Below are 10,004 nucleotides of genomic sequence, written 5' to 3'. Positions count from 1 at the left end.
GGCCGGCACGTAGAGCAGCGAGCTGTATTCGAGCTTGCCTTCGACCTTGTTGTGGCTCCAGCTCAGCGGGTTCTCAAAATCGTGAGCAACGTGCTTGTAGAACTCCTGGTATTCCTCGTCCTTCACTTCGGTGCGAGGACGGGTCCACAAGGCGCTGGCGCGGTTGACGGTTTCCCATTCAACGGCCGGCGTCTCTTCACCTTCAACGGCGGCCACTTCTTTTGGCAACTCGATCGGCAGGGCGATGTGGTCGGAGTACTTCTTGACGATGTTGCGCAGACGCCAGCCATCGGCGAATTCGTCTTCACCGGATTTCAGGTGCAGGACGATGCGAGTGCCGCGCTCGGCTTTCTCAATGGTGGCGACTTCAAAATCGCCTTCGCCCTTGGACGACCAGTGCACGCCTTCGCTGGCCGCATCACCGGCACGACGGCTGAACACATCGACTTTGTCGGCGACGATGAATGCAGAGTAGAAACCCACACCGAACTGACCGATCAGGTGCGAATCTTTCTTCTGATCGCCAGAGAGGTGTTTCATGAAGTCGGCAGTGCCGGATTTGGCGATGGTACCCAAGTGGGTGATCGCTTCCTCACGGTTCATGCCAACGCCGTTGTCTTCGAGGGTGACGGTTTTAGCGTCCTTGTCGAAGCTCACACGGATTTTCAGTTCGGCGCCACCTTCCAGCAATTCAGGCTTGGACAGGGCTTCGAAACGTAATTTATCGACAGCGTCAGAGGCGTTCGAGATCAATTCGCGAAGGAAGATTTCCTTGTTGGAATACAGCGAATGGATCATGAGGTGCAGCAGTTGCTTCACCTCGGTCTGGAAGCCCAGGGTTTCCTTTTGAGTTTCCACACTCATGGTCATCAAACTCCAATCAGATGGCAGTGGCCGCGACCTTCAGGGTCGGCGGCGGGTTGTCATCAGAGTTGGGGGCTGTGTTCAGGATTTCAAGGGCTCTTCAATTTTGAAATGGGCGCGGGCTGTCGCAATGGGCTCGGATTCAGTGCTTTGCCAGGCGGTAACGGCCACGTTGGCGACCCGGCGACCCTGTCGGCACACCTGACATTTGGCCCAGGTAACGCGAAACTGCCCGGCGCGCAGGTAGTCGAGGGAGAAATCGATGATTTTCGGCACACCCGGTGAACCCGTGAAAATCAGCAAGTGCAGCGCGGCCGAGAGTTCCATGAACCCGGCAATCACGCCGCCATGAATCGCCGGCAATAAAGGGTTACCAATGTTGTCCTTGTTGGCTGGCAGGCGAAACAGCAGATCATCCCCCACCCGCGAACACTCGACGCCGATCAGTTTGGCGTAAGGAATCAGGTGCAACAGCGACGCGTAGTTGCCCTCCTCATGGGCCTGTTGCAGTTGTTCCTTGAAGGAATCGGTCATTTCGCACCTCCGGCAATGACGCCGCCAAAGCCTTTTGTGCCTTTGATGGCTTTGCCCATGCGTATGAATGTGCCGACGACATGGGCGATGGGGTGCTCGGGATCGTCTTGATAGGCGAAACCACGGGCGAAGATCACGTCGGTGGTCACTCGGTAGCATTGGGCGAAACCGTAGACATCTTTATGCGGTTCGGCGGCATGCATGTAGTCGATGCGCAGATCGAGGGTCGGGCAGACTTCAAATTCGGGCAGCACACACAGGGTCGACATACCGCACGCCGTATCCATCAACGACGTCAGTGCACCGCCGTGGATCACGCCAGTTTGCGGATTACCAACGATTTGCGGGCTATACGGCAAGATGACCGTTAGTCCGTCAGTACTGGCGCTGTGTACCCGTAACCCGAGGACCTGACAATGCCGGAGCGCCGACAGGAATCGCGTCGCACGCTCAAAAACAGGGTTTTCGGCCATGAGATAAATAACTCTAGTTAGTGGGGATCCGAAGTCTTGGAAAAAGCAAAAAGTTCCTTAGAGAAGAACCTTCATATATTTGTATGAAATGAGGAACTTATCATCGCCAGCTGTGCTCGAAAGGCCAGTAGTTATTTCCATAAGGAGAAACACCCCATGCGTAAGACTTTAGCTATTGCCTTGATGTTGACCGCTTCCCTCGGTCTCGCTGCCTGCGATAAAAAATCCGAGGACAAAGCTCAAGATGCTGCCAAACATGCTGAGCAAGCTCAGCAAGACATGAACAAAGCTCAGGATAAAGTGAACGACGCTGCGAAAGAAAACGCCGAAGCTGCCAAAGCTCAGGCTGAATCGAACGCTGCCGCTGCAAAAGAAGCACCTAAAAACTAAAACAGTTTTTAGCGTGATAAAGAAAACCCGCCAAGTGCGGGTTTTCTTTTGCCTGCGATTTGCTCCGTTAGAGCAAAATGCTTCTAAAAGTCGGACTAATCATCAGTAACAACGAACAGACGAAACCGACAAACCAGACCAAACTGCGCTGCCAGGCCAAATCACCCCAGTAACACAGTAAGTAGACAACGCGTGAGATCACAAAGATGATCGCCAGCAAGTCGATCAGCCATCCTGCGGTTTGAGTGGTGTGCGCCATCAGCACCCCCACCGCAAACAATATAAAGGCTTCAAAACTGTTTTGATGCGCGGCCACCGCCCGGGCGCCGAAGCCGCTCAGTTGCGCCTGTTGCTGGCGCGGCTGGTGGTTGTTGTAACCGCCCTGCTCTTTCATCGCCTTGGCCACCGGCATGCGGGCCACATAAATCAGTAATGCACTGATGAACACACACCAGAACGGAATACTCATCAAGCGGCCTCTTTGTTTACCTCGGGCAAGGGTGCCTCTGTAGGGGTATAGACCATCACGTCCAGAACGTCGGAATGAAACTCCCGGCGATACAACACCAGCACTACGCCGGCACTCATCAGCATGAACAGCCACGGACTGACGAACCAGGCCAGCATGGTCATGCCGAAATAGTAGGAACGCAGGCCGAAGTTGAACTGGTTGGCGGCCATGGAGATAACCCGTGCCGCTCGGGCAGCGAAGGCCTTGCGTTCTTGTTCGGAAACGTGGCGCTCACCGACCATCGGCGCCGAACCAATCAGAATCGCCGCAAAATTGTACTGACGCATGCACCAGCTGAAGGTGAAAAAGGCGTAGACAAACACCAGTGCCAGGCACAGCAATTTGATCTCCGACATGCCCTGGGAGGCCTGCTGAACCATCGGGATATCCGCCAACAACGACACCGCCCTTTCAGAAGCACCGAGCACGGTGAGAATGCCAGCCAGAATAATCAAGGTGCTGGAGGCGAAAAACGAGGCGTTACGCTCCAGATTACCCACCACACTGGCATCGGCGATGCGGTTGTCGCGTAGCAGCATGCGCCGCATCCAGTCTTCGCGGTACAGGTGCAACACACTGGCCAGGCACGCGGTGTCGCGGCCCTTCCACGTGGCATAACGGGTGTAACCGCCCCAGCAGATGACAAACCAGAGCGCGGCGAGGATGTGGATCAGGTTGGCGTGGATGAACGACATGCAGGTCCTTGTGATGTAGATGCGAAATACTCGAAACCCCTGTGGGAGCGAGCCGGCTCCGGGCGGCGTTCCGACGATAGCGGTAGATCAGTCAACATCTCGGTTGAAAGTAAATCGCCATCGCGAGCMGGCTCGCTCCCACATTGAAAATTTGCAAGGCTTCGACGTTAGCTTATGGAAAAAGACACTGCACTGACTCCAAAAAAAATGCCCCGTATCGATTGATACGGGGCATTTCTGTTTCCGCTTCATGGCCCGCTTGTGGCGGGCCCTCCTGCAGATTAAGCCAGCGCTTCTTCGCGCTTGCCCAGCAGGCGATCGCAAACCACTGCGACCACCAGCGTCATGACCGCCGGCACCAGCCACGCCAGGCCCTGCTCGCTCAGCGGCAAGTGAGACAACTGAGTCGGCATCCAGTCCGCCAGACCCGCACCCTTGAGCGCGTCGATCATGCCGAAGAGGAACGACACCAGCATCACCGGACCGACGATGCGGCCCTGCTCATGCCAGAAGTCCTTGCAGAAGCTCAGCGCCACCAGGGCGATGCATGGCGGGTAAATCGCGGTCAGTACCGGAATCGAGAAGGCAATCAGCTTGGTGAGGCCCAGGTTGGACACCAGCAAGGAGAAAACCGCCAGGATGATGACCAGCGTCTTGTACGACAGTGGCAGCACACGGCTGAAGTACTCGGCGCAGGCACAGGTCAGGCCAACAGCCGTTACGAGGCAGGCCAGCGAGATCAGTACGGCCAGGAAACCGCTGCCCAACGAACCGAAGGTGTGTTGAACATAAGCGTGCAATACCACCGCGCCATTAGTCGCACCGGCGGCTACTTCATGGCTGCCCGAACCGAGGCGAAACAGGCTGACGTAAACCAGTGCCAGACCCACGCCGGCAATCAGCCCGGCAATGATTGCGTAACGGGTGATCAGCACCGGCGACTCAACGCCACGGGAGCGGATCGCGTTAACGATGACGATGCCGAACACCAATGCGCCCAGGGTATCCATGGTCAGGTAACCATTGATGAAACCTTGAGAGAACGGTGCCGCGACGTACTCCGGCGTGGCCACGCCGATATCACCGGCAGGCAACGCGAACGCGGCGATGCCGAGCGCGGCCAGGGCGATTATCTTCAGCGGAGCCAGAAAACGCCCTACGGTATCCAGCAATCGGCCCGGGTAGAGCGAGATGAAGAACACGATCAGGAAGTACACCGAACTGTAGAGGAACAGCGCCAACGGGCTCTCACCGGTCAGCGGCGCCAGGCCAACTTCGAACGATACGGTGGCGGTACGTGGCGTGGCGAACAACGGGCCGACGGCGAGGTAGCACGCAGCAGCCAGCAGGCCACCGGCGATTTTACCGATCGGACTGCTCAGGGCATCCATCGCACCACCGACCTTCGCCAGCGCTACCACGGTGATCACCGGCAAACCGACCGCTGTGATCAGGAAGCCCAGCGCCGCCATCCAGACATTAGGCCCGGACTGCAAACCGACGATAGGCGGGAAGATGATGTTGCCAGCCCCGACAAACAGGGCAAACGTCATAAAACCAAGTGCCAGAATGTCCTGGCCTTTCAACACTTTCATTAAGGAAATACCACACTACTGAATCGGAATTTAGAGAGGGATTTCCCTTGGGGGTGAGGGAAATGCTGTCGATCCGTATAGGACTGACCCTTTAGCGCGTCGCTGCCTTGTGGGCCGCGTTCGCAAAAATGGTGTGTAGCCTAACGAGTTTGTCCTGAAAACGCACTGTTAGAGGGCGAACTATCCGATACGCGACGTTTCTGTGTCGCGTTTCTGCAACTAAATTGATCTGTGTCTATAAAGTCCGCCATCGCGGGCAAGCCCGCTCCCACAGGTTTTGTGGGGTAAACCAAATTGTATGAACGCTACAAATCCCCGTGGGAGCGGGCTGCCCGCGATGGCGTCCGTCTAGCAAACGTAAATCCCAGAAACGACAAAGGCCACCCGAAGGTGGCCTTTGTCTGGTGAAGCGTCAGCTAAGCGCGAGGCTTATTTGATCGCCCAACCGGTCAGCTCGGACAAAGCCTTGCCGATGTCTGCCAGCGAACGCACGGTTTTAACGCCTGCGTCTTCCAGGGCAGCAAACTTCTCGTCTGCAGTGCCCTTGCCGCCAGAGATGATTGCGCCAGCATGGCCCATGCGCTTGCCCGCAGGGGCAGTCACACCAGCGATGTAGGAAACAACCGGCTTGGTCACGTTTGCCTTGATGTAGGCAGCCGCTTCTTCTTCAGCCGAACCGCCGATCTCACCGATCATTACGATCGCTTCGGTCTTCGGGTCTTCCTGGAACAGCTTCAGGATGTCGATGAAGTTCGAACCAGGGATCGGGTCACCGCCGATGCCGACGCAAGTCGACTGACCGAAACCGGCGTCAGTAGTTTGCTTCACAGCTTCGTAGGTCAGGGTGCCGGAACGGGAAACGATACCGACCTTGCCTGGCAAGTGAATGTGACCTGGCATGATGCCGATCTTGCATTCGCCTGGAGTGATCACGCCTGGGCAGTTAGGGCCGATCAGGATAACACCCAGCTCGTCGCACTTAACTTTAGCGTCCAGCATGTCCAGGGTAGGAATGCCTTCGGTGATGCAAACGATCAGCTTGATGCCGCCGAAAGCTGCTTCCAGGATGGAGTCCTTGCAGAAAGGAGCTGGAACGTAGATCACGCTGGCGGTGGCGCCAGTGGCAGCTACAGCGTCTTTCACGGTGTTGAACACTGGCAGACCCAGGTGCTCGGTGCCGCCTTTGCCAGGAGTTACGCCGCCAACCATCTTGGTGCCGTATTCGATGGCTTGCTGGGTGTGGAAACTACCTTGCGAACCGGTAATGCCCTGGCAGATAACTTTGGTGTCTTTATTGATCAGGACGCTCATTATTTGCCCTCCGCAGCTTTAACAACTTGTTGAGCAGCGTCGGTCAGGCTGGTAGCAGCGATGATGTTCAAACCGCTTTCTGCCAGTACTTTAGCGCCCAGCTCAGCGTTGTTGCCTTCAAGGCGAACAACAACCGGGATTTTCACGCCGACTTCTTTCACCGCGCCGATGATGCCTTCGGCAATCATGTCGCAACGAACGATGCCGCCGAAGATGTTGACCAATACTGCAGCGACGTTAGTGTCGGACAGGATGATCTTGAACGCTTCGGTAACGCGTTCTTTGGTAGCACCGCCGCCCACGTCGAGGAAGTTGGCTGGTTTGCCGCCATGCAGGTTGACGATGTCCATGGTACCCATGGCCAGGCCAGCACCGTTGACCATGCAACCGATGTTGCCTTCCAGTGCCACGTAGTTCAGTTCGAACTTGGCAGCGTGCGCTTCGCGCGGATCGTCTTGCGACGGATCGTGGAAAGTCTTCAGCTTAGGCTGACGGTACATGGCGTTGGCGTCGATGTTGATCTTGGCGTCGAGGCAATGCAGATCGCCGTCAGCCTTGATCACCAGCGGGTTCACTTCCAGCAGAGCCAGGTCGTGATCCTTGAACAGCTTGGCCAGACCTACGAAGATCTTGGCGAACTGAGCAACTTGCTTGCCTTCCAGACCCAGCTGGAATGCCAGCTCGCGACCCTGGAATGGCTGAGCGCCAACCAGTGGATCGATAGTGGCTTTCAGAATTTTTTCTGGGGTGTCGTGAGCGATTTTCTCGATGTCCACGCCACCTTCGGTGGAAGCCATGAACACGATGCGACGGCTCGAACGGTCAACGACAGCGCCCAGGTACAGCTCTTTAGCGATATCAGTGCACGATTCAACCAGGATCTTGGTGACTGGCTGACCATTGGCGTCAGTCTGGTAAGTCACCAGACGCTTGCCCAGCCACTGCTGTGCGAATGCCTTAGCGTCTTCTTTGCTGCGAACCAGCTTGACGCCGCCCGCTTTACCGCGACCACCAGCGTGGACCTGGGCTTTGACAACCCATTCCGTGCCGCCGATTTTGTCGCAAGCTTCTGCTGCTGCTTCCGGGGTGTCTACTGCGTAGCCKKTGGAWACTGGCAGGCCGTATTCAGCGAACAGCTGCTTACCCTGATACTCGTGAAGATTCATGCTTWTTACCGTCTTCGTTAGGTACTGCGCATTCGGYGCTGCACTCGTTCAAGTGCCGCACCACCTTTGACTGCTGCTTGCGTAGCCTTTCCGGACAACCGGTGCAACTACGCAAGGCTGCGTCCAGCGGATATTCCGCGGTGAGACTTGCATGCAAGGCTCACGACGGGCCATTCCGCCGTGGTTTCTTATTGTCTTAACGCTTCTTGCGGTTGGCGATGTGGATGGCGCCGCCATTCACTGCCAGAGCTGCTTCGTGCAAGGCTTCAGACAGGGTCGGATGGGAGAAAACCATCATGCCCAGGTCTTCAGCGCTGGTGCCGAATTCCATACCGATCGCGCCCTGCTGAACCAGTTCTGCAGCGCTCGGGCCAATCACGTGGACGCCCAATACGCGGTCAGTCTTGGCATCGGCAATGACTTTGACGAAACCGCCGGTGTCGTTGGCTGCCATGGCACGGCCACTGGCTGCGAACGGGAAGGTGCCAACGTTAACTTCAACGCCTTCAGCCTTCAAGGCCTGCTCGGTTTTACCAACCCACGCGATTTCCGGGTGAGTATAAATAACCGAAGGGATCAAGTCATAGTTCATCTGGGCTTTGTGGCCCTTGATGCGCTCAACGACCATGATGCCCTCTTCCGAAGCCTTGTGTGCCAGCATCATGCCGCGAACCACGTCGCCGATGGCGTAAACGCCCGGCACGGTGGTGGCGCAGTGATCGTCAACGTGCACGAAACCGCGCTCGTCGAGGGTCACGCCGCAATCAGCGGACAGCAGATCAGTGGTCACCGGACGGCGACCAACGGCTACGATCAGCTTGTCGAAAGTGATGTTCTGTTCACCCTTGGCGTCGGTGTAGTTCACAACGACTTCGTCGCCGTTCACTTTGGAACCGGTAACGCGAGCGCCCAGCTTGATGTCCAGACCTTGTTTGGTCAGGGTTTTCAGCGCTTCCTTGGAAACGGCAGCGTCAGCGGCCATCAGGAAGGTGTCCAGCGCTTCGAGAACGGTGACTTCGGCGCCCAGACGGGACCAGACCGAACCCAGTTCCAGACCGATAACGCCAGCGCCGATCACGCCCAGACGCTTGGGTACGGACTGAAATTCCAGTGCGCCAGTCGAATCGACGATCACATTCTGGTCAACCGGAGCCGGTGGAATGTCGATCGGACGCGAGCCTGGAGCCAGAATCACGTTTTCGGCTTCGATGATTTCTACCGAGCCGTCAGGCTTGGTGACTTCAACTTTCTTGCCGGCCAGCAGCTTGCCGTGACCCTGAATGGAAGTCACACCGTTGGCTTTGAACAGGGTGGCAACACCCGAGGTCAGGCCTTTGACGATGTTGGCTTTACGGCCGACCATTGCTGGCACGTCCATGGTCACGCCAGCGTGGTTGATACCGTGGATCGCGAAGCCATCCTGGGCTTCGTGGAACTTCCAGGAGCTGTCCAGCAGCGCCTTGGATGGAATGCAGCCGACGTTCAGGCAAGTACCGCCCAGAGCCAGTTTGCCTTCCTTGTCGGTGTACTTCTCGATGCAGGCCGTCGTCAGACCAAGCTGCGCTGCTTTGATGGCAGCTACGTAGCCGCCAGGGCCCGCGCCGATCACTACTACGTCAAATTTCTGAGTCATAAAAGGTTCCCTTTTAGCAACAAGCTACAAGCCGCAAGCTGCAAGCCTCAAGCCCACTCGCTCACCTTGAGCTTGGGGCTTGCAGCTTGCAGCTTGCCGCTGCTTTTTAGATATCCAGCAACAAACGAGCCGGGTCTTCCAGCAGGTTCTTGATGGTCACCAGGAAGGTCACAGCTTCTTTGCCATCGATCAGACGGTGATCGTAGGACAGAGCCAGGTACATCATCGGACGGATAACGACCTGACCGTTGATCGCCATAGGGCGCTGCAGAATGTTGTGCATGCCCAGAATAGCTGCTTGCGGCGGGTTGACGATCGGGGTCGACATCATCGAACCGAAAGTACCACCGTTGGTGATGGTGAACGTGCCGCCGGTCATTTCGTCCATCGACAGTTTGCCGTCACGGGCTTTCTTGCCGAAGGTGGCGATGCCGCCTTCGATTTCAGCCAGGCTCATCAGTTCGGCGTTACGCAGAACCGGCACCACCAGACCACGGTCGCTGGAAACAGCAACACCGACGTCGGCGTAGCCGTGGTAAACGATGTCGCCGCCGTCGATCGAGGCGTTAACAGCCGGGAAGCGTTTCAGCGCTTCGGTGGCCGCTTTCACGAAGAACGACATGAAGCCCAGGCGTACGCCGTTGTGGGACTTCTCGAACAGGTCCTTGTACTTCGAACGCAGGGCCATGACTTCGGTCATGTCGACTTCGTTGAAGGTGGTCAGCATCGCCATGTTCGACTGAGCTTCTACCAGACGCTTGGCCACGGTAGCGCGAACGCGGGTCATCGGAACACGCTTCTCGATGCGCTCGCCAGCGGCGAACACAGGAGC

The 10,004-nt window shown here is 56.9% G+C and carries 11 protein-coding genes; 1 reads left to right on the top strand and 10 read right to left on the bottom strand.

Annotated features, from left to right (window positions below):
• The 3 genes from htpG to AC1DSG_RS22165 all read right to left on the bottom strand — a co-directional run.
• The coding region (htpG, locus tag AC1DSG_RS22175) for a molecular chaperone HtpG (protein WP_477792796.1) at positions 1–864 on the bottom strand (864 nt) is incomplete at its 3' end.
• Between the two features lie 81 nt (positions 865–945).
• Positions 946–1,398, bottom strand: a complete 453-nt coding sequence (locus tag AC1DSG_RS22170) for a PaaI family thioesterase (protein ID WP_477792795.1) — start codon at positions 1,396–1,398, stop codon at positions 946–948.
• Entirely contained in the window at positions 1,395–1,871 is a 477-nt protein-coding gene (locus AC1DSG_RS22165; protein WP_477792794.1) for a PaaI family thioesterase, read from the bottom strand. The genes AC1DSG_RS22170 and AC1DSG_RS22165 overlap by 4 nt, the downstream gene beginning before the upstream one ends.
• 156 nt (positions 1,872–2,027) lie before the next feature.
• Here AC1DSG_RS22165 and AC1DSG_RS22160 point away from each other — a divergent pair, with 156 nt between their 5' ends.
• Positions 2,028–2,261, top strand: a complete 234-nt coding sequence (locus AC1DSG_RS22160) for a hypothetical protein (RefSeq protein WP_477792793.1) — start codon at positions 2,028–2,030, stop codon at positions 2,259–2,261.
• A gap of 67 nt (positions 2,262–2,328) precedes the next feature.
• On the opposite strand, the gene AC1DSG_RS22155 is transcribed toward AC1DSG_RS22160, so the two are convergent.
• The 7 genes from AC1DSG_RS22155 to odhB all read right to left on the bottom strand — a co-directional run.
• Positions 2,329–2,730 (bottom strand): MAPEG family protein, encoded by a 402-nt coding sequence (locus tag AC1DSG_RS22155; protein WP_477792792.1) that lies wholly within the window; start codon positions 2,728–2,730, stop codon positions 2,329–2,331.
• The gene (locus AC1DSG_RS22150; protein WP_477792791.1) at positions 2,730–3,467 is read right to left on the bottom strand and encodes a DUF599 domain-containing protein; all 738 of its coding nucleotides are present in this window, start codon (positions 3,465–3,467) and stop codon (positions 2,730–2,732) included. The genes AC1DSG_RS22155 and AC1DSG_RS22150 overlap by 1 nt, the downstream gene beginning before the upstream one ends.
• A gap of 281 nt (positions 3,468–3,748) precedes the next feature.
• Positions 3,749–5,062 carry a branched-chain amino acid transport system II carrier protein gene (brnQ, locus tag AC1DSG_RS22145; RefSeq protein WP_477792790.1) on the bottom strand — a complete coding sequence of 438 codons (1,314 nt, stop codon included), beginning with the start codon at positions 5,060–5,062 and terminating at the stop codon, positions 3,749–3,751.
• 429 nt (positions 5,063–5,491) lie between these two features.
• A complete protein-coding gene (gene sucD / locus AC1DSG_RS22140) occupies positions 5,492–6,373 on the bottom strand; it encodes a succinate--CoA ligase subunit alpha (protein ID WP_223514145.1) in 882 nt (293 codons plus the stop codon).
• Complete coding sequence (gene sucC / locus AC1DSG_RS22135; RefSeq protein ID WP_477792789.1) at positions 6,373–7,539, bottom strand: ADP-forming succinate--CoA ligase subunit beta; 1,167 nt, start codon at positions 7,537–7,539, stop codon at positions 6,373–6,375. The genes sucD and sucC overlap by 1 nt, the downstream gene beginning before the upstream one ends.
• Positions 7,540–7,735: 196 nt before the next feature.
• Positions 7,736–9,172, bottom strand: coding sequence for a dihydrolipoyl dehydrogenase (gene lpdA, locus AC1DSG_RS22130; protein ID WP_007945143.1), 1,437 nt, complete (start codon positions 9,170–9,172; stop codon positions 7,736–7,738).
• 106 nt (positions 9,173–9,278) lie between these two features.
• Positions 9,279–10,004: 2-oxoglutarate dehydrogenase complex dihydrolipoyllysine-residue succinyltransferase (odhB, locus tag AC1DSG_RS22125; RefSeq protein ID WP_477792788.1), on the bottom strand; the 726-nt coding region annotated here is incomplete at its 5' end.

This window comes from Pseudomonas sp. P5_A12 (assembly GCF_056400685.1).
The sequence above is the reverse complement of the archived record's forward strand: the minus strand, read 5'-3'. Positions and strand labels throughout refer to the sequence as shown.